We start from the raw sequence: 19,787 nt of genomic DNA, 5'->3' as shown, positions 1-19,787 counted from the left end.
AGGGTGTTCAACGATGAGCTCGAAGACTGAAGCTACGGTGTCGCGACGTGTAGCCTCACCGGGAAGAGCCCGGTGGTGGATCCTCGGATGGTTGCTCGCAGCGATGATGATCAACTACATGGATCGATCGTCACTGTCGATCGCAGCTCCACACATGATCGACGAACTCGGTCTGACCGCCGCGGACATCGGGCTGTTGGGTACTGCGTTCTCACTGACATACGCGTTCTTTCAGCTGCCAGGTGGATGGCTGACCGATCGTCTCGGTGCGAAGCCGGTATACGTCATGGCGTTGGGGCTCTGGTCGATCGCCACTGCGCTGATGGCTTTTGGCCACCACATGTGGCATTTTATGGTGTCACGAGTCCTGCTCGGAGTCTTCGAAGCCCCAGTATCGCCTACTTCAGCGAAGATAGTCGCCGAGTGGTTCCCACCCCGAGAGCGCGGAGCTGCAGTCGGCGTCTACGACTCGGGAAGCAAATGGGGACCCGCCGTCGCTCCGCCGATCCTCACCTTCCTCATTATGGGCTTCGGTTGGCGAGCAATGTTCGTCATCCTCGGTGTGCTCGGTGTCATCGTGGCAGTGGGCTTCTGGGTCTTCTACCGTTCCCCGGAGCATGACCGCAGGGTCTCGGCGGCTGAACTCGAGCACATCCGAGCTCGAGAAGAAGACGACAATGCCCCGACCGGTCACATCCCCTGGTTGAAGCTCTTCACCAAGCCCCAGACGTGGGCCATGGTGCTGGGATTCGTCGCCGTCGTGTGGACACTGAACATCTTCGTGACCTTTCTGCCCCTGATGCTCAATGACATCTACTCGGTGGCCGATGCCGCACTGGGGTGGTACACGGCGATTCCATTCGCGGTCGGAGGCATCGGCGGTATCCTCGGCGGCTGGTTCACCACGAAGTATTCGCGGATGCGAGACCAATTAGCTCCTCTGGTCTGCAAACGACAGATCGCTGCAATCTATGGCGGCGCACTCGCCGTATGCTCAGTCCTTGTCGGAGTGACCACCGGTCACTTTGTTCTCCAACTGTCGGCGATGAGCCTTGCACTGTTCTTCTGCGGAGCACTGAGCGCCGTGGGGTGGTCAATCCCTGCTGATGTCGTCACTGGTAGTCGCGTCGCCTCACTGGGATCTATCCAGAACTTCGGCGGCTACTTCGCTGGTTCACTCTCGCCTTGGCTCACCGGAGTCTTGGTGACGACCACAGACTCATACCTCGTTCCCTTCCTCCTGGGCGCCGTCGTCGCAGTAATTGCGGGAATCGCCTACCTGCTCCTGCTGCGGGCTCCGATACGTGTGACCAGCGGCCCAACAGAAACCGGAAACCCGACGTCATGACGAAACTCGACACTGCAGTCACCACTCGTCCCACACGGATCCGCTACATCATCGCGATTCTGCTCTTCATCACGGTCGTCATCAACTACATGGACCGGGCGAACCTGTCCATCGCAATGCCGGCACTGTCCCAGGAATTTGATCTCACCACAGGTCAGCAGGGTCTGCTGCTCTCTGCGTTCGGCTGGACCTATGCGGCAATGCAGCTGCCCGGCGGGTGGCTCGTCGACCGCGTGCGACCACGCGTGCTCTATGCCTCGTGCCTCGTCCTGTGGTCTTTGGCCACACTGTTCATGGGAATGTCTGGCGGCTTCGTCGCCCTCATCATCCTCAGGCTCATGGTCGGCGGCTTCGAAGCGCCCGCCTATCCCATCAACAACAAGGTCGCCACCGCGTGGTTCCCCGAACGCGAACGCGGACGAGTCATCGCCTTCTACACGTCGGGTCAGTTCATCGGTTTGGCGCTGCTCACCCCTGTGCTGTCGTGGCTGCAGACGGTGCTCACTTGGCACTGGGTGTTCATCCTCACCGGTGTTGTGGGCATCATCTGGGCTGCGATCTGGTGGTTCGTCTACCGCGAGCCGCGCGATAAGTCGGGAGTCAACCAGGCCGAGATCGATCTCATCGCTTCGGGCGGGGGATTGGTCGATGTCGAGACGGGTGTGAAGAAGGAGGCCAAGCCGAAGCTTAAATGGTCCGACGTCAAGGTCGTGCTCACCCGCCGGAAGCTTTGGGGAATCTACCTCGGCCAGTTCTGCCTAACCTCGACGCTGTGGTTCTTCCTCACCTGGTTCCCGACCTACCTCGTCGACTACCGCGGAATGGACTACATCGAGTCAGGCTTCATGGCGTCATTGCCTTTCATTGCAGCGCTCGTCGGTGTGCTGCTCTCCGGGTGGGTCTCCGATCTCATGGTGAAGAAGGGGCTGTCACTGGGTACGGCACGAAAGCTGCCGATCATCATCGGTCTGGCGATGACGGTGTTCATGCTCGGCGCCAACTACACGGACTCGTCAGCTCTCGTCATCGTGTTCATGTCGATCGCATTCTTCGGCAACGGCTTCGCCTCGATTACCTGGTCGCTGGTATCAGCGTTGGCACCGGAACGGTTGCTGGGTCTGACGGGAGGCATGTTCAACTTCATCGGCAACCTGTCATCGATCGCGACCCCGATCGTCATCGGCTTCCTCGTCACCGACATCGACTTCGCCCCGGCATTCGTCTACATGGCCGCAGTCACGATCGTCGGTGTGCTGTCGTATGTGTTCCTGGTGGGCAAGGTTGAGCGGGTGGAGGAGTGACTGGTCGTAGAGATATAAAGCGAACGACTCAATCGTCTGTTCTGAGACGGACGCTCACTGAAGAACTTCCCACGGAGCGACACAGTTGAGAATCAGGCTCATAGGGGGCAACTCGTCTTTGGAGGAGCCTGTCATCCTGATGACTTGGTGCAAAGCATAAATTTGAAGTCCTTCTCTGTAAGTCTACTCAAGCGAACAATCCAAGCGCCCGCGACAGCTTTGCGCGCACGCGGGCGCGATCCGTTGCAATGAGAGCATGGTTTGGTGAGATTGAGCGTGCTTGTTCATATACAGTTGGCTAAGGAATTGGACCTTAGTTCGAGGAGCGGTAGCGAAGATGCCTAACGGGCACGAGGTGGAGTTCCGGCACAGTACAACCTCTGGATTCAAGAAGTGAGCGCCTGATGATTCGCGATGCCCATGACGCCAACGCAACGGTGACTCCCACGGACTTCGAGGTTGACCGTCTCCGTGCTGCTTTGCCCGAGTACTTCGACCGGGACGGTCACTTCATGATCGACCGCCTCCAGGGAGCGCTACGCGCTGGCGAGGTGAACCTGACCCGCGAGGGGTACGAGCTCAAATTCCTCGGTAAGTCATACGCCAAGTACCTGACGTCGACGAAGACGGAGACTGTCGTGGTGCCGGACCTCGAGCACAACTCCGAGGGTGTCAACGCGGCATCCGAGAATCTCTACATTGTCGGAGACAATCTCGATGCGCTCAAGCACCTCCTTGGGTCATATGGGGATTCGGTCAAATGTATTTACATCGACCCTCCCTATAACACCGGATCGGACGGCTTCGTCTACAACGACGATTTTGGTTTCACCCCAAGCGACCTAGTTGCGAAGATAGGCCTCGGCGAAGATGAGGCTCAGCGAATTGCCGACCTCCAAGGAAAGTCTTCGCATTCCGCGTGGCTAACATTTATGTACCCTCGCCTCGAGTTGGCCCAAGAGATCCTTGCCGATGACGGCATCATCATCATCTCCATCGGTGACGACGAAAGCGCTAATCTGAAGCTGCTTTGCGATGAGGTCTTTGGAGAACAGAACTTTGTGTCGGACCTGATTTGGCAATCACGGCGATCTATCTCTGATGATCGCGAGTTTTCCCAAAATCACACCCATACACTGCTGTATGCGAAAGATCGGCTGAAGCTGTCGATTTGGGGAGATGTGCTAGACATAGCTGAATATTCAAATCCCGACGATGATCCCCGCGGTCCGTGGAAGCTTGTTCCGCTTGATGCGAACAAGCCGGGAGGTGACACGATGTACAAGGTGACCAACCCGCAAACTGGCGTAGATCATTGGCCGTCAGCAGGTCGCTCGTGGGCAATTAACTCGCAATCAATGGCCGCGCTCCTTGCCGACAACAGAATCGCGTTCGGCAAGAAGGGCGTGAGTCGGCCGCAGAGGAAGCTCTTCTACAAGGAGCGTGTTGCCAAAGGGGACACTAAGACTCCGAGTTCGTTGCTCCTGAATGTTGGGACGACAGCAGACGGCACATCCGAGGTGGAAGCACTACTCGGGCCTGACATCTTCTCTCACCCCAAACCCGTTGGTCTCGTAAAGCAACTTGTGGAATATGCCACCCTCAAGGCTGAAAATGCCACAGTTCTTGACTTCTTCTCGGGGTCGGCCAGCACAGCCGATGCGGTAATGCAGCTCAATGCATCTGGCAAGTCTCCAGGGAGGCGGAAGTTTATTATGGTGCAGCTGGATGAAGATGTTGCACCTAAAAGCGCCGCGGCGAAAGCCGGATACGCAAAAATCGACGAGATCGGCCGCGCACGAATCACGAAAGCTGCAGCAAAGGTTATGGCTGAAACCAATGCTGACGTCGACTACGGATTTAAACTCTTCCGCTTGGAAGAGCCGAGCGCCAAGACCCTTGACGAACTTCAGGCCTTCAACCCGAACGAAGACGGCACGCTCCTTGCTGGCGACTTTACGTCGAAGTTCGACCTCAACGGCACCCCCGGCAAGGATGTAGCCCTGTCAACATGGCTTCTTCGTGACGGATTCGGATTGAATCCCGAAGTGCAGCGGCTACAGCTGTCCACCTATGAGCTCAGTGTCTGCGGCGACTCTGGGTACGCCATCACCCCTGGTCTGACGAGTGGAGATGTTCTCGAACTCGTCTCCAAGCTCGAGACAGGCGAGCTTGATCTGAACAGGCTCGTCGTTTTCGGTTACTCGGTGACGTTCTCTGTTATGCACGAGCTCAAGAAGAACCTCGCCTCGCTTAAGTCTGGTCGCACCGTTTCCGTGATCGAGCGATTCTGACGATGCAAATCCGACTACAGACTCTCGAGCATCAGCAACGAGCCCTTGCCGCGCTGACTCGCGTCTTCGACGGTGTTGAACTGGATACCAACACACTTGCCGAGGCCAACATCGCGTTCGACCCGACAGATCCCCAGATCGCTCAGAACATCTCGGAGATCCAGTCTGGCGTGATCGACGGGCTTGATGCCATACCGCGCCTGTGGCGGGGGAGTGTTGATGACGGTGTGCTTGGCGTAGATGCCAAGATGGAAACGGGAACCGGGAAGACGCTCGTCTATACGCAGCTCATGTATGAGCTCAATCGGCTCTACGGGTTCACCAAGTTCATCGTCATGGTGCCGTCGACTCCTATCAAGGAGGGCACTAAGTCCTTCATGCAGTCTGAGTACGCTGGCAAGTACTTCGCGGATGCCTATGGCGGTAGACAGCATCTCCAGTTGGACGTTCTTGATCCTCAAAAGCGGTCCAAGGGTCGCAAGATGTTCCCCAGCGCCATAGCGAGCTTTGCACATAGCTCACGTCTCTCGCGCGGGCGAATCTCGGCGCTGTTGATGACTGACGGAATGTTGCTCTCCAAAGCGACAATGGCCACTGATTATGACCAGACAGTCTTAGGCACAGCGAGCGTGCCTTACGATGCTTTGCGGCAGACCCGCCCGATCGTGATCATGGACGAGCCGCACCGATTTCGTCGCGAGAACAAGGCGTACCGGGCGATCCTCGACGAGATCCAGCCTATGGCAATCTTCCGGTTCGGTGCCACCTTCCCGAAGATCGACAAGACTGGCAAGACTGACTACAACAACCTTGTCTTCAACCTCGGCGCTGTTGAAGCGTTCAACGAACAGTTGGTCAAGGGCGTGGCTATCCAGTACCCGGTCGATACGACGGGGGAGACGACGCGGTTGAAGCTGACGAGCCTGTCAGCGCGTAAGCCGAAGCAGGCAACCTTTCAGAACCTCGACACAGGCAAGCCACTCACGTTTGATCTAGGGGAGTCCCTCTCGATTGCCGATGGGGCATTCGCCGGCATCACCGTTGAGTCCATCGGCAAGACTGAACATGCGGCCATCAAATCGGGTGTGACACTCTCGAACGGTCAAATTCTCGCAACAGGCGACACCTTGGCTGCTCGCGTCTACTCGGAGACCTATCAGAGCCTGATGATGCAGCAGGCGCTGGAGAACCACTTCGAAGTTGAGTGGGAAAATTTCCGGCGGGCAAACCGTGTGAAGACGCTGACATTGTTCTTCGTCGACTCGATCGAATCATACCGCGGCGATGGTACCAGCGGTCATCTCAGACTTCGTTTCGAGGAACTTCTCGCTTCCAAGCTCCGAACTGAGATCGACAAGCGTGTTGAAGATACGTCGCCCGTAGCACAGGAGTACGTCGAGTACCTCAAGGCTTCGCTTGCGGACGTACCAGCGACAAACGGCGGATACTTCGCTGCCGATAATTCGACGTCTGATGAAGCGATCAAGGCTGAAGTTGACGACATTCTCCGCAACAAGGAGGCCATGCTGTCGTTCAATGGAGTTAATGGAACGCTGAACACGCGACGATTCCTCTTCTCCAAATGGACGCTTCGCGAAGGCTGGGACAACCCCAACGTCTTCCAGATCGTAAAGCTGCGGTCTTCGGGATCCGAGATCTCGAAGCTCCAGGAAGTCGGTCGTGGACTTCGCCTACCTGTCGACGCCAAGGGCACACGCCTTGCAGGCGAACAATTCTACCTGACGTACCTCACCGACTACACCGAAAGTTCGTTCGCCAATTCGCTGGTGTCTGAGATCAACGCCGATGCTGCTGTTAGTCCGGCACTTATCAAGGATCTTCTACCGAAGGTGGCAGCTGACCTCGGTATTGACGAGACCGCTCTATTCATCGAGCTGCTGACCAAGGGGCTCGTCGACTCCGACAAGAACGTTGTGCATGGTCGCGAGAACGAGCTGTACGAGGCTTACCCGGGATTCAACAAGGCTGGACTCAAGCCAGACAAGATCCGCCCCGACGGTCGTCCTACGAAGGTTGGAATCCGCGCCAATCGATACAGCGAACTCAAGGAGCTGTGGGAAGCCGTCAACGCGAAGTACTATCTTCGTCTCGATGAGTTGTCATCCGAGGAAATCGACGCGTGCATCGACAAGGTGCTTGAATCTGGCATTTTCCGGAAGCTCACCGGCAGGTTTACCCAGGACATAGTGGTCGAAGACGAGAGCGCTGGGCTCGCCATAAAATCGGAAACGAAGAGAGTTTTCGACGCAACGGAGACGATGCCGTACGGCGAATGGCTCAAGCTCGCCTTCTCTCAAACGTATCTCCCCGCCGATCGCATCCACGCCGGGCTGATCCGTCTTAATGCGAAATCCGCGCTCCCTACGGACTTCTTCAACAAGGCGACCCTTGGAGAATTTACTGCTCAGTTTTCCGAATGGATGCAGCAGGAGTTCATTGAGCGCTTCTCATACTCTCGCATCGATGGGCTGGTGAACGGCACGGCGTTGACCGACGCTGACGGTGCTCCTCTTGAGAGCGTCGTGCAAGGCAATATTGGCGTGCATCGTGACGACGCTGCCAACGTGCCAGACAAGTTTCTCTACGACGCCTTCGTTTACGACTCCCCTAAGGAGCGGGACAATATTCGAGATTCGAAGCTCGATGAAGTCGTCGTCTACGGCAAGATTCCACGGAAGTCGATCAGGGTTCCGCTGTACTTCGGCGGCACCACAAGTCCCGATTTCATGTACGTACTAAAGCGAGACGATGGGAAGCTTTCACTCAACTTCGTCATCGAAACCAAGGACGTGGAGTCCCACTCCGTGATGCGCGGAGACGAGAAACTTCGCATGAAGGCTGCGGCGAAGTTCTTTGAGTCGATGAAGTCGGACAGCTTCGACGTCAAGTTCAAAGATCAGGTCAAGCGTGAGGACATTGCGGAAATCATTAGGCAGCTGTTGACCTAAGCTCCTTCAATTCATACCTCCGCCTCGGAAGCGAAGCCCCGGTAAGCCGTCACAGGATGGTTGCCGGTGCTTCTTGCTAAGCAGTTAGCGAAACCTGTGCGCGAAATAGGCTCGCGTTCCGTGATGTAACACCATCTCAGTTGCCCTCGTATCCGTGACAAAAACGAAGACTTGGGCTGCTGTGTACCTCCGCAACTCTCGCGACCGCAACATGGATAGGCTGGCCAATGACGGCCAGCGTGAGGACTGCCTCAAGATCGACAGCGACCGAGGGTGGGAGGTTTTAGAAGTACGTCGATCAGTCCAAGTCGGTCACCGACAAGACCAAGCGCCGACCGGGTTACGACGAGATGGCCGCCTACTTCGATGCCATCATCTGCTGGGACTTGGACCACCTTACCAGTCAACCCCGCCAGCCTGGGGGACTGGATCGACGTGTCCCAGGACCGCGGCCTGTTGATGGTGACGGCGAACGGTGAGGCTGATCTGACAACCGACAATGGTCGGCTTTTTGCTCGAGTCGAGGCTGCAGTTGCCCGCTCCGAGGTAGAGCACAAGTCCGTGCGCCAGAGTGCTAGACGTTCGGGATCCGGGCAACGCCTTCGACGAGGCTGACCTGATGACCAAGCGCCGCGTAATCGACTTCTTTATGACTGTCACGCTGCAGCCGCACCCTCGCGGGAAGAGGACCTTCGGCCCGGCAACGGTTCAGATTGACCCGAAACCGGTGCCCGGGCTCACCGTTAGTTGATCAGTCAGCTGTCGCAACAGCCTCATAGGCCAGCCCCTCAGGCACCGCCTGACGCCCCTGCTCAGCACGATCGTCGATGAAGCGCTGGCACGTGGCTCTTCAGCCCACTGAGTCCTCGATCCGCAGGATGCCCCAGACCTTCGCCTGGCTGACGCGGATGTTACCGGAAAGCCAATCGGCGTGCTGACCTCGATATAGACCTCTCCACGGTCTGAGTTCTCGGTGCGCAGCACCAGCTTCATCTCGGCAGGATCATCTTGAGGAATCGGTCTGCTCGCAGCACGCATCGCAGCGTGACCGATGTTGGTTGCGCTGATGCTGAAGAACTCGCCAATCATCGCTCCCTCGCCTCCTCGAATGGATCGACGACGCTGTGAACGCCGTGTTCTGGGCAGACGAACGCGATGCGCACGCCCAGGCCATCTGCACCGACGCTGGGGTCGGGATAGCAGTCGCCACCGCACTCGGTGCACGTCCTGTAGCTCTCGTACTTCGGTGCACGGATCGGTGTGCCCTCAGGGCCGTCGAGCTCGTCGTACTCCATTTGCTGATTCTATGGGAGAACAAACTTCCAGACAGGACTCAGCAATTCGCCGTGCCGGGGCTATGGCGTTACAGAACGCTCAATGAGGTCATTACATGAAGCGATAACGTAATCCGGCACCGCGTCGAATTTCTGGGGATTCAACTGCATGACGTACTCGTTTTCAATGTGGTAGGACTCCTTTACGAACTTGCTGAAGACTCTGTCGCCCTCGAACGAGACTGCGCCCAGTTCAGTCATCACCCGGACCAGTTGGACCTTCTCATAGCCGACATCCGTAGCCTCGAAGCGGTCCCTAAGGTCCTTGGGATCACTCAAAGATCTGAGGAGTTGGGAATAGTCGAAGTCCGGAATGTGCGATCTAATGCTGGCGGTGGCATCAGCGACCTCTGACGAAGTCATAGGTTCGTCCGCCTGGGCGGGACGCTTCCAAATAGGCACCTCTCGCACGTGCAGGAGATTCGATAACAATTCATATCCGCCCTCCCTGGAGCCGTGGACCTCCAGCAGGCGTCGAAGATAAATGCATTTGATAACTGGATCCGAAGCGGTCTTGATGTTTTCCTCACACACCTGCGAAAACGTCTGGATGTCTGCCTCCATAATTGGCTTTTCGGAGACAATCCCATCTCTGCTCAGCAGAAAGTGAACAGCTGGCTTGCTGACCGGTGCGGTGCGCACGATGTCGATCGCCGGTTCGATGTCGTGGGTCAGGAAGAGAGACGTAACGTCACTGATGCTGTTCTTACCGTGGAACAGCTCGTGGAGGATAGCGAACTTCTTAGTCTTGTCGAAGCTCGACACCGGGTCGTCAAGTACGACTAAATCTGGCTTCTCCCATCGGACGTGGTGCATGAAGAGCACGAGAGCAAACGCGTTCCGCTCTCCATAGCTAAGGTGGTTGGCTGCAGCTTCGAGGTGACCGGGTACGTCCTGGTGTTCAAGGAGCATCCGGTACGAATCGCCCTCCGCATTAACTCGAACTTTATATTTGTAGCCAGCTGAGCTGAGAAAATCGTTGATGGCGCGCTGGTTCTTCTGGATGATCTTGCTGACAGTGCGTTTCTGTCGCGAGATCTGCGTTCTGATGTCGATGACTTTTTCCTCTACCACTTGGAGGTCACTGTTGATCGACTCAACGACAGCTTCGCTGGTATCGGAATGCAGGGCAGGCATCCAGGAGAGGTCAATTCTGATATCTCGCAATGCGCCGGCAACGTCTGCTTCGTCCCGTAATGCGTGAAAAGACAGATAGCGAATACTGGTCAGCTTCTGCAGAAGTGTCGCGATCTGCTCGTGCAGCGTAACTAAGAAGGTCTCTTGTTCGGGAGTAATATCAACGATCGACGTCGTCAGCTGTTTAAGCCTTTCGAGATGGCCAGGCTCGAAGTACCTGCCAAGCCTGTTAATCACGTCCCTCAGGTGGCTCATGTGCTTGACAGACGTGGAGTTGTATTCAGCAGAAACTTGGGTCGCTGTTGCCTTGTCCATGCTCTCTGATGAGCAGAACGGGCAGTTGTCGGAGAGCTCAAGGAAGGCTTTGCCCTTGACTTGCCACGAAATCCAGCTAGCCGGATCCTCGCTCTGGAGGAAGCCTTTGTATCCTGCGAGTGGCTTTGGAATGTTTTCCAGCTTGCCGCCAATGCGCAGCGCCCTTGCGCCCTTGCTGTTCTGCGCTACTTTTCCCGCACTAGTCACTTTGAACACTTCATGAAGCTCTTCGAAGTTGCGAATCGCTTCGTTGAACTCGTCTTGCTCGACGAATGTCTTCTTCAGTGCCTCGAAGATGGCCTCGATCTGCTGGAGACCGGCTTGGTACTCCTCCGTATTGATGAAGATCTCGAAGCTGTTTTCGAGCACTTCGTCATTGCGGAAGACAAACTGTGAAACGTATTCATCATTGAATGTCAGTACGCTCTTGATGCTCTCGGCTCCGGCCACTTCGGGGAGCGGCGCCTCCTCCTGAGCTCGATGCTTGAACGGGGTAAGTTCTTTCAGATCCCCGTTGCATTCGGCGTTTAATGTCAATGCTTTCGCGATGGTGCTCTTGCCTAGGCCGTTCGGTCCGTACTTTATATTTAGGGCACCACGCCGCAAGGAGATGGCGGCTTCATTGATGCTGTTGCAGTTCCGAATGGCGAGCTGAAAGTCGGGATCTTTTGCATCTCGTGCTGTTGAAACGTCCAGTTCGACCAGCGTCATCTTCGGCTCCATCGTGTAGCGCGCTCGGGCACGGGCTATAATCGAGAGCCCCGAACGCTTTCCCAAGGAACATGCAGGTGCATGATGTCTAAGACTATGACATGGTGCGCCGACGTTTGAGGCGAGCAGTCATCGCGGCGTCAGGCGCTGGTCAAACACTTCGTGCATCATGGGCGCGAACTTGCCTTGATGGGCTGCCCGGTTTGCACGATGCGCTCCGGCGGCGTGGTGGAGGCAAGGTCTGACGTGATCCATCTACTTCGGTGGAAAATCGAGCCAGGCCCAAGTACCTGCGCGATAGACAAGGTACCGATGCCAATAGTTGGACCAGACCCAAAGTGCGTCGAGGTCCTCGAATCCCTGTGGGGCTGATTGGGGCTCATCGAAGTCGTCCGTGAAAAAGCGAGATGGCAGTGCTTCGTCTACGACGACTACGAACAATTGACGCTGGGAAGCAAGAGGCGCGCGCTTCACCTTCTCTAGGTGCGGTGTAAGGTGTGGGTGCTCGTGCCAGGACTCGACCACTCGTGCGAAGTCCTCTGGTGCCGCCTCTGTGAACTCAGCCCTCGTGCTCTGGAAGGGCGTGATCCCTGGCTTGAGGCCAGTGCGGCTGAGTCTTCCGACGCCATCTGGGCCAAACATTGCGAGCTCTGGCTCGGCAGCCAAGACCTTAGCTGATAGTTCGGCGGGATCATCCACGGACCAATGATCGCAGAGTCGCACAGCCCGGATCGCCGCCTGCTTGGTCTTCTTGTACGGGAAGCTCACTTTGTTTGGTCGGAAGTCCCAAGACGTTTCGGCCGGCCATCTCCATCCGTCCTTCATCGCCATGCCCTGCCAAACGATTGAAGCTCGGTCCGTAACCAGTGTGACCTCCAGAGCGCCGACGGTGCCATCTGGCCACTGGAGCTGGTAGTCGACGGCTCCCTGACGGCCGTCGGTGTCGTACGGGATGACCTCTGCGCCCTTGTCGTGGCGGACGAGGTAGGCTGCGATTTGTTCGGCTCGGGACGAGAGTGTGCTCACGACCAGATTGTCGCACTGTCCAGGGATGCACATCCACTCTCCACAAACGAGCTATATGCGGCATAGCTGTACAAGCAGTCAAAATTCCGCAACCCCCGCCCTGCTTCGGGTCGTACTTTGCTGACAGAGTCTTCCTTATCACGTCCACTGCAAACTCTTCTAAATAGAGAATTGCTCCGGAGGCATGTAAGCCGGGTACTTTCCGTGATTAGGGTCTTCGTCTGATGTCACCAGGAGAAGATTTGGACCTCAGTTTTGCACGCGTCGGCACGAAGCATCACCTTCGCGATCGACGGCCTAGTCAACTCAAGACTGCTATCTGCGACCAGTTCTTCCGCGAAGACTTCTGGAAGGAAGGGCGTGTTCCGCCCCGAACGGGAGTGTTGCCTTAACACCCTGCGCAAAGACGATCGGCTGGTGGTCTGCGACTTCTCGCGGCTAGTTTGCTTCACTGGATCACTGTTAGAGCTTGCCGACGAACCCGAAGTGCGCGAGGTGGGCCCCATTGCCGCCTTACTGGTACTCAGGTGTGGGTGAAATTTAGTGCCGTGTTCCGCTGTTTGCCTGACCTTGCTGTCGACAACACTCCAATGCTCAGGCTGCTGATCCAGTCGAGGTCGGTAGCTGAGGAAGCGGAAAAGTTACTGTTGACCTCACGGTCGAGAATCAGCAACCGAGGCGCAATTTTGACGTGGGGGCGACTTGGCTTTCCACGTTATTCCCATCGCCTCCGCCTTTTCGATGACCGACACCGGCAGCTTCCCATGGTGATAAGCTTGGCGTAGGCGTGCAATCCATCCTCCCGCACGTGGCCAACCGTCCACTCCCTCGATCTGCTTCACGTTGATGTGCCCGTGCTTCTTGTAGAACGGCCTGAGCTTCTCTAGCCGTACCAGTTGCTCAGCCTCGCGGCGCTGCGCTCCGGTAAGTCGGACAGGTTTGTCCCGGTACGGCGGTTCAAAACGCACGCCAATTCTGAGGGCATCGGCGACCTGGTTCTCCGAGAGCTTTCCCGCACGACGCTTCTCCCGCAACTCGCGCACCCAAAGTCCGACCCTCCATTCGAGCCATACTTCATTGTTCTTAGGGTTTGCATGCCCATGGAACCGGGCATACGAGGCTAGACGTGCCATGCCACGTTCGAAGTCTACGCCCTGCCGTGCCATCTTTCCTCCAACCTACTCGGCCACCTTGGCGGTAATTTCAACGGTGGTTGGTCAACATTGTCCTACCACGGTTACCTGCGACCGCGTACGATTTCGAGCTGCAGGTTCTCGCCTGCTACTGCTTCTTCGACGAAGATGGTACTAACTTGCATTGGTGGTCGTTCGGCGCACCGTTCATCTGGGCTGGATCAACTCAAGTTTGCCTACCGCCAACTTTAAAGCCACCGCGATGAGCCTCATAACGGGATTCTAGCCTGCTTAGTCCCGAGTTCGGGCCGTTGGAGCGTGGCGGAAGTAGATTGCTCGATTGGGCGGAGGGCCATCTACCAGGCAGTTAGGGGCGTAAGTGGTGTTAGGTTCTGAATGCTATAGAGATTCGTCCAGAGGTAAGGAGCCGTCAAATTGCATCGTGAAATTGATCGACCCGACCGCTCATCGCTGGAGGTGTTCGACGTGCCTCAATTGGTATGGGTTAAATCCTGTCTTTCAGTTTGGCCTGGTGAATGGATTATGCAGTGGCCGGGTTCACCATGGTTGGAGAACCCGGCCTAATTTCAAGTTGAGGCCCTGATCATACAGTCAGCACAACCTTGCCAGTCGTCTTCCGCCCCTCGAGCGCCCGATGTGCCTCTGCCGCATCGGCCAGGGTAAAAGTCGCACCCACTCGGAAGTTGAGCCAGCCGTGCTCGATGCCGTTGAAGAGCATTGCCGAACGTTTCGCCAGCTCCTCCGAGCTGCGGACGAACCAGGCCAGAGAGGGACGGGAGAGGAAGATTCCGCCCGAGGAGTTCAGGCGCTGAATGTCGAACGGAGGGACCTGACCCGATGCCCCGCCGAAGAGCACCATCGAACCCAACGGCTTGATCGATGCCAAAGATGCATCGAAGGTGTCCTTGCCGACACCGTCATATGCGACATCGACGCCCTCACCATCGGTGAGCTCCTTGACCTTCGCCGTGATATCAACGCCCTCACCGTAGAGGAACACGTCATCCGCGCCGGCCTTCCGCGACAGCTCCGCCTTCTCGTCCGTGCTCACCGTCGAGATGACATTGCCGCCCAAGTGCTTGATGATCTGCGTGAGCAGCAGTCCCACACCACCGGCACCGGCGTGCACGAGTGCCGTTTGTCCCGGCTTGATCTCATGCGAGCTCGTCGCCAGGTATTGCGCAGTCAGCCCCTGCAGCGGCATCGCCGCAGCCACCTCGGCGGATACGCCTTCCGGCACGCGCAGGAGGTTATCCGTGTTCACGACAACCTGCGTCGCATACGACCCTGGTGCCTCATGCCAGGCGACACGGTCACCAACCTGCCAGCTCTCGACGCCTTCGCCAACCTCGGCGATGCGACCTGTGCCCTCGGACCCGACGATGTGGGGGTACTCCATCGGATACACACCCGAACGACGGTACGTGTCGATGAAATTCACGCCCGCAGCCTCGACGTTGACGAGTACCTCACCGGGGCCCGGCTTCGGGGTCTCGATCTCACCGAACTCAAGGACCTCCGGTCCACCGGCCTGCATCGCACGAACTGCCTGGGTCATGACGCCTCCTGCATATAAATTAATTGCCTGGTATGGTTATACATATGAACGATCTTACGGTTGCCGTCTCCGGTGCCACCGGATACGCCGGGGGAGAGGTCCTCCGGCTGCTGAGCACTCACCCCCACTTGAACGTCACCACGGTGTGCGGACATTCCACCGCGGGTGAGAAGCTCGGCCGACATCAACCCCATCTTCCCCGATTCTCTGACCTCGTGGTCCAGGAGTCCACCGCCGAGGTGCTCGCCGGCCACGATGTCGTCATCCTCGCGCTCCCGCACGGTCAGTCCGGACAGATCGCCGCCGAACTCGAGCAGACGAGCCCCGACACCCTCATTGTCGACCTCGCCGCCGACCACCGGCTTATCAGCTCTGCCGCCTGGGAGAAGTTCTACGGCTCCGAGCACCAGGGCACCTGGACCTACGGTCTGCCCGAGCTGCTCACCGCAGATGGCACGAAGCAGCGCGAAGCACTGAAGTCGACGAAACGCATCGCTGTGCCCGGCTGCAATGTCACCGCAGTGAGCCTCGGGCTCGCACCGCTCATTCAGGCAGGACTCGCCGCACCTGCCGGGCTCAATGCAGTCTTAGCCAATGGTGTCTCCGGGGCTGGCAAGGCGCTCAAGCCGCATCTCACCGCCTCAGAGATCCTCGGCAATGCTTCGCCCTACGGCACCGGTGGCACGCACCGGCATGTGCCCGAGATCGAACAGAACCTCAACGGAGTCCTCGGCGCCGACGCCGCCGACGGACCCACTCGCATCTCCTTCACCCCCACGCTCGTGCCCATGGCCCGCGGAATCCTCGCGACCATCACCGCCGACGCCGGGGAAGCGGCACCGCGGACCGCTGAAGGACTCCTCGACACCGCAGCACTCAAGGACCAGCTGGCCGCTTCCTTTGCTCAGGCCTACGGTGACGAACCCTTTGTCCGCGTCCTCCCTGACGGCCAGTGGCCGCAGACCGCGGCGACGACCGGATCGAACGTCGCGCAAATCCAGTTCACCGTCGACGAACGCGCAGGCAAGATCCTCGTCGTCGTGGCACTGGACAACCTTGTGCGAGGCACTGCCGGTCAAGCCATCCAATCTATCCACCTGGCCCTCGGTCTCGACGAGACCACCGCACTTCCCCTCGAAGGAGTCGCCCCATGAGCGTCACCGCCCCACTCGGCTTCACCGCTGCCGGACTCACCGCCGGACTCAAGCCGTCTGGCACCAAAGACCTCTCGCTCGTGGTCAACAACGGCCCCGACACCGCCGTCGCCGCCGTCTATACCTCGAATAGGTGCAAGGCCAACCCTGTTCTGTGGTCCCAGAAAGCCTCCGCCGATGGGCAGGCCCGCGCCGTCGTCCTCAACTCCGGGGGAGCGAACTGCTACACCGGCGACTTCGGCTACGAGACCACCACGCTTACCGCGCAGACCACCGCCGAACTCCTCACCGACGCCGGCACCGCCACCCCGGCCGATGACGTGCTCGTCTGCTCGACCGGGCTCATCGGCGTCGGCGGCCAGGACTTCCGCGACTCGATTGTTGCCAACCTCGCCCCGCTCGTCGCTGCAGCCGACAACAGCGTCGAATCCGGCCAAGCCGCCGCCGAAGCGATCATGACCACCGACACCGTGGCGAAGGTCGCCACCCGCACCGGCGCCAGTGGGTACACGATCGGCGGAATGGCCAAAGGCGCGGGCATGCTCGCCCCAGGCCTGGCGACGATGCTCGTCGTCATCACCACCGACGCGAAACTCGACCAGACCGTGCTCGACCAGGCTCTGCGTGCCTCGACGAGCCAGTCCTTCGACCGCCTCGACACCGACGGCTGCATGTCGACGAACGACACCGTCATCCTCATGTCCTCCGGCGCCCATGACGCCGACGTCGACGCCGACGAGTTCACCACCTTGCTGCGCGAACTCTGCCTCGACCTCATGCACCAACTCCACGTCGACGCCGAAGGCGCCCACCACGACATCGCCATCACCACACGCGGTGCCGCCAGCGAGAAAGACGCCGTCGAAGTCTCCCGCTCAGTGGCCCGCTCGGCGCTGTTCAAGGCCGCGATCTTCGGGGAGGACCCGAATTGGGGTCGTGTCGTCGCTCAGGTGGGAACCACCTCGGCGGATTTCGATCCCACCCAGATCGATGTGATCATCAACGGCGTCCAGGTGTGCACGGCCTCCGGCCCCGACGAAGACCCCGCGAACGTCACGTTCGACCGCACCGTCGACGTCACCATCGACCTCCACGCCGGCGTTGACACCGCCACTGTGTGGACCTCGGACCTCACCCACGACTACGTCGAAGAGAACAGCGCCTACTCCTCATGAACACCCCCGTCGACATGTCCACGAAATCCACGGCCGCCCGGCTCGCCGCCGCCCAGGTCAAGGCCGAAGCACTGACCGAGGCGCTGCCTTGGATCAAGACCTTCGCCGGTGCCACGATCGTCATCAAATACGGCGGCAACGCCATGGTCTCCCCGGAGCTGCAGCAGTCCTTCGCCGATGACATCGCCTTCCTCCGCTTCGCCGGCATCCGCCCCGTCGTCGTCCACGGCGGCGGCCCCCAGATCTCGGCGATGCTCAAACGTCTGGGCATCGAATCCGAGTTCAAAGCCGGGCAGCGCGTGACCACCGAGGAAGCCGCCGAAGTCATCCGCATGGTCCTGTCCGGCCAGGTCAACCGCGACATCGTGTCCCGGATCAACCAGAACGGCGACGCCGCGATCGGCCTGTCCGGTGAAGACGCGGACCTTCTGCTCGCGAACAAAACCACCGCTGAGGTGGACGGCGAAGTGATCGACCTCGGCCGAGTGGGCGAGATCGCCCAGGTCAACACCACCGTGCTCACCGAACTCCTCGACGCCGGAAGGGTGCCCGTCATCTGCTCCATCGCCTCGGAGATCGGGGGAGAGGCGGGGAAGCCACTCAATATCAATGCGGACCTGGCCGCCTCGGCGGTGGCGAAGGCGCTCAAGGCGCACAAACTCATCATGCTCACCGATGTGCCTGGCCTCTACGCGAACTGGCCGGACACGTCCTCGCTCATCTCCCGCATCGACCCGGACAAGCTGCGCGAGCTCCTGCCGTCGCTCGATTCGGGGATGATCCCGAAGATGACCGCGGCGCTTGAAGCGATCGAGCACGGGGTCAAGCAGGCTCACATCATCGACGGCCGGATGGCGCATTCCCTCCTCCTCGAGGTCTTCACCTCGGAGGGCATCGGCACCATGGTCGAGGACACCATCGTCGAACCCGCACCGCTGGGCGACGGGCACCAGACGAACCCCGCCGAGGCGGCCCCAACGGATGGTTTGAACGCTAGCAACGACAGCAATGGAGGACGTTCATGACCGAGACGACCGACCAGGCTTCGACCGGGCAGACTTCCGATCAAGCCCAGACGTGGCGGGACGATTTCTCCCGTGTGCTGTCCCCGGTGTTCGGGTCCCCGCAGCTCGACATCGTGCGCGGCGAAGGCTCCTATGTGTGGGATGCGGCGGGCAAGCAGTACCTCGACCTGCTCGCCGGCATCGCCGTCAACGCCCTGGGCCACTGCCACCCCGCGTGGGTCAATGCCATCACCGAGCAGGCCTCGACGCTCGGCCACATATCGAACTTCTTCACCTCGCCGCCCCAGATCGCACTGGCGAACAAGATCCACGAGATCCTCAACCTGCCGACCGGCTCCGCCGTGTTCTTCTCGAACTCCGGCACCGAAGCCAACGAGGCGGCCTTCAAGATGGCCCGCCGCGCCGGGGGAGGGGGACGCCCCTTCATCATCGCCGTCGAGGGCGCCTTCCACGGCCGCACCATGGGATCACTGGCGCTGACGGCGAAGGAGGCCTACCGTGAGCCCTTCGCCCCCGGTGTCCCCGGAGTCGTCCACGTCCCCTACGGCGATGTCGAGGCACTGGCCGCAGCGATCAACGACAACACCGCCGCCGTATTCATCGAACCTATCCAGGGCGAAGTCGGCGTGCGCAAGCACCCGCAGGGCTACCTCAAGGCCGCCCGCGAACTCACGACGAAAGCCGGCGCGCTGCTCGTCCTCGACGAGGTGCAGTCAGGCATCGGGCGCACCGGATACTGGTTCGCCCACCAGGACTGGTCGATCGGCGAAGGCGTCGTCCCGGACATCATCACCTCGGCGAAGGGCCTCGGTGGAGGTATGCCGATCGGTGCCACCATCACCGTCGGGGATGCGAACACGAAGCTGCTCGAAGCCGGTCAGCACGGCACGACCTTCGGCGGCAACCCGATCGCCTGCGCGGCCGGACTCGCCGTGCTCGAGACGATCGAGAAGGACAACCTCCTCGACCACGTGACCGAGACCAGTGACTGGCTCAAGGCAAAACTGGCTGAGGTTGACGGCATCGGCGAGATCACCGGCAAGGGACTGCTGCTCGGACTCGAACTGACAGCCGGTGCGTCAGGTGACGGTGCGGCCGGAGCCGCCGACGGCCAGGTCCCAGACTCGAAGGCCGTCGCGGCTCGCGCGCTCGAAGCCGGGTTCATCATCAACCCCGTCGCACCAGGACGCCTGCGCCTCGCCCCGCCGCTGACCATCACCACCGACGAACTCACCCCGTTCATCGACGCCCTGCCCGGACTCATCACCGGCTGAGCCGCGAACTCA

The 19,787-nt window shown here is 59.1% G+C and carries 13 protein-coding genes; 8 read left to right on the top strand and 5 right to left on the bottom strand.

All coding sequences use genetic code 11. The features are described from left to right. The first annotated feature begins 13 nt into the window (after window positions 1-13). From ACVZTU_RS11345 to ACVZTU_RS11330, 4 genes are all read left to right on the top strand, one after another. On the top strand, window positions 14-1,348 hold the full coding sequence (locus ACVZTU_RS11345; protein WP_482400415.1) for an MFS transporter: 1,335 nt from the start codon (window positions 14-16) through the stop codon (window positions 1,346-1,348). Further along, window positions 1,345-2,649, top strand: coding sequence for an MFS transporter (locus ACVZTU_RS11340; RefSeq protein ID WP_482400414.1), 1,305 nt, complete (start codon window positions 1,345-1,347; stop codon window positions 2,647-2,649). The genes ACVZTU_RS11345 and ACVZTU_RS11340 overlap by 4 nt, the downstream gene beginning before the upstream one ends. Window positions 2,650-3,053: 404 nt before the next feature. Next, on the top strand, window positions 3,054-4,943 hold the full coding sequence (locus ACVZTU_RS11335; protein WP_482400413.1) for a site-specific DNA-methyltransferase: 1,890 nt from the start codon (window positions 3,054-3,056) through the stop codon (window positions 4,941-4,943). 2 nt (window positions 4,944-4,945) lie between these two features. After that, on the top strand, window positions 4,946-7,912 hold the full coding sequence (locus ACVZTU_RS11330) for a type III restriction-modification system endonuclease (RefSeq protein ID WP_482400412.1): 2,967 nt from the start codon (window positions 4,946-4,948) through the stop codon (window positions 7,910-7,912). Between the two features lie 1,085 nt (window positions 7,913-8,997). Here the strand turns inward: ACVZTU_RS11330 and ACVZTU_RS11325 are convergent. From ACVZTU_RS11325 to ACVZTU_RS11305, 5 genes are all read right to left on the bottom strand, one after another. Next, a complete protein-coding gene (locus ACVZTU_RS11325) occupies window positions 8,998-9,207 on the bottom strand; it encodes a hypothetical protein (RefSeq protein ID WP_482400411.1) in 210 nt (69 codons plus the stop codon). A gap of 60 nt (window positions 9,208-9,267) precedes the next feature. Next, window positions 9,268-11,409 (bottom strand): AAA family ATPase, encoded by a 2,142-nt coding sequence (locus tag ACVZTU_RS11320; RefSeq protein ID WP_482400410.1) that lies wholly within the window; start codon window positions 11,407-11,409, stop codon window positions 9,268-9,270. A gap of 255 nt (window positions 11,410-11,664) precedes the next feature. Then, window positions 11,665-12,435, bottom strand: a complete 771-nt coding sequence (locus tag ACVZTU_RS11315; RefSeq protein WP_482400409.1) for a hypothetical protein — start codon at window positions 12,433-12,435, stop codon at window positions 11,665-11,667. A gap of 653 nt (window positions 12,436-13,088) precedes the next feature. Next, window positions 13,089-13,601, bottom strand: a complete 513-nt coding sequence (locus tag ACVZTU_RS11310; RefSeq protein ID WP_482400408.1) for a helicase associated domain-containing protein — start codon at window positions 13,599-13,601, stop codon at window positions 13,089-13,091. 571 nt (window positions 13,602-14,172) lie between these two features. Further along, entirely contained in the window at window positions 14,173-15,147 is a 975-nt protein-coding gene (locus ACVZTU_RS11305; RefSeq protein WP_482400407.1) for a quinone oxidoreductase family protein, read from the bottom strand. Window positions 15,148-15,191: 44 nt separating this feature from the next. Here ACVZTU_RS11305 and argC point away from each other — a divergent pair, with 44 nt between their 5' ends. From argC to ACVZTU_RS11285, 4 genes are read left to right on the top strand one after another with little or no spacing between them, the layout of a single operon-like run. After that, on the top strand, window positions 15,192-16,301 hold the full coding sequence (gene argC / locus ACVZTU_RS11300; protein WP_482400406.1) for an N-acetyl-gamma-glutamyl-phosphate reductase: 1,110 nt from the start codon (window positions 15,192-15,194) through the stop codon (window positions 16,299-16,301). Then, a complete protein-coding gene (argJ, locus tag ACVZTU_RS11295) occupies window positions 16,298-17,476 on the top strand; it encodes a bifunctional glutamate N-acetyltransferase/amino-acid acetyltransferase ArgJ (RefSeq protein ID WP_482400405.1) in 1,179 nt (392 codons plus the stop codon). Before argC ends, argJ begins: the two co-directional genes overlap by 4 nt. Next, window positions 17,473-18,501: an acetylglutamate kinase gene (gene argB, locus ACVZTU_RS11290; RefSeq protein WP_482400404.1), complete on the top strand. Its 1,029-nt coding sequence runs from the start codon at window positions 17,473-17,475 to the stop codon at window positions 18,499-18,501. The genes argJ and argB overlap by 4 nt, the downstream gene beginning before the upstream one ends. Then, window positions 18,498-19,775 carry an acetylornithine transaminase gene (locus ACVZTU_RS11285; protein WP_482400403.1) on the top strand — a complete coding sequence of 426 codons (1,278 nt, stop codon included), beginning with the start codon at window positions 18,498-18,500 and terminating at the stop codon, window positions 19,773-19,775. Before argB ends, ACVZTU_RS11285 begins: the two co-directional genes overlap by 4 nt. Window positions 19,776-19,787 lie beyond the last annotated feature (12 nt).

This window comes from Brevibacterium sp. OS20 (assembly GCF_056837565.1).
The sequence above is the reverse complement of the archived record's forward strand: the minus strand, read 5'-3'. Positions and strand labels throughout refer to the sequence as shown.

Excerpts from the sequence above, each read along its gene's own strand:
- ACVZTU_RS11310 (WP_482400408.1), bottom strand. The coding sequence starts at position 13,601 with ATGGCACGGCAGGGCGTAGACTTCGAACGTGGCATGGCACGTCTAGCC.
- ACVZTU_RS11285 (WP_482400403.1), top strand. The coding sequence starts at position 18,498 with ATGACCGAGACGACCGACCAGGCTTCGACCGGGCAGACTTCCGATCAA.
- argB (WP_482400404.1), top strand. The coding sequence starts at position 17,473 with ATGAACACCCCCGTCGACATGTCCACGAAATCCACGGCCGCCCGGCTC.
- ACVZTU_RS11335 (WP_482400413.1), top strand. The coding sequence starts at position 3,054 with ATGATTCGCGATGCCCATGACGCCAACGCAACGGTGACTCCCACGGAC.
- ACVZTU_RS11320 (WP_482400410.1), bottom strand. The coding sequence starts at position 11,409 with ATGACGCTGGTCGAACTGGACGTTTCAACAGCACGAGATGCAAAAGAT.
- argJ (WP_482400405.1), top strand. The coding sequence starts at position 16,298 with ATGAGCGTCACCGCCCCACTCGGCTTCACCGCTGCCGGACTCACCGCC.
- argC (WP_482400406.1), top strand. The coding sequence starts at position 15,192 with ATGAACGATCTTACGGTTGCCGTCTCCGGTGCCACCGGATACGCCGGG.
- ACVZTU_RS11325 (WP_482400411.1), bottom strand. The coding sequence starts at position 9,207 with ATGGAGTACGACGAGCTCGACGGCCCTGAGGGCACACCGATCCGTGCA.
- ACVZTU_RS11330 (WP_482400412.1), top strand. The coding sequence starts at position 4,946 with ATGCAAATCCGACTACAGACTCTCGAGCATCAGCAACGAGCCCTTGCC.
- ACVZTU_RS11305 (WP_482400407.1), bottom strand. The coding sequence starts at position 15,147 with ATGACCCAGGCAGTTCGTGCGATGCAGGCCGGTGGACCGGAGGTCCTT.
- ACVZTU_RS11340 (WP_482400414.1), top strand. The coding sequence starts at position 1,345 with ATGACGAAACTCGACACTGCAGTCACCACTCGTCCCACACGGATCCGC.
- ACVZTU_RS11345 (WP_482400415.1), top strand. The coding sequence starts at position 14 with ATGAGCTCGAAGACTGAAGCTACGGTGTCGCGACGTGTAGCCTCACCG.